This is a genomic window from Halomicronema sp. CCY15110, from assembly GCF_016888165.1.
Lineage (GTDB): Bacteria > Cyanobacteriota > Cyanobacteriia > Phormidesmidales > Phormidesmidaceae > Halomicronema.
Map to the genome: position 1 here is coordinate 1 of NZ_JACSWC010000342.1, position 245 is coordinate 245.

Sequence of the window (245 nt, forward strand, 5' to 3'; positions counted from 1 at the left end):
TACCCATCGGCGGCTCGCAACAGTTGCCAGGTCGCCGCAATATCATGCAGGCGTTGCAGACCTCGCCACAGCGTTTTCACGCCCGGTTCGCCATCGCCTTTACGGCCCAAGAACCCGCCTAGCTTCGCAATCCAGCGCACGCACTGACCGATGCTGGGCGGTTCGGGCGGCAGGTCAGTCGTTTGATGAATCGTGCAGTACAGCGCTTGCCATTCATGCTCTTCTAGAACGGTTTCCACTGGATC

At 59.6% G+C, this 245-nt stretch carries 1 protein-coding gene; it reads right to left on the reverse strand.

Going from position 1 to position 245, the window contains the following annotated elements:
- Nucleotides 1–245, reverse strand: a 245-nt coding sequence (locus JUK32_RS16360) for an IS4 family transposase (RefSeq protein WP_305037848.1), incomplete at both ends; no start/stop codon positions are given.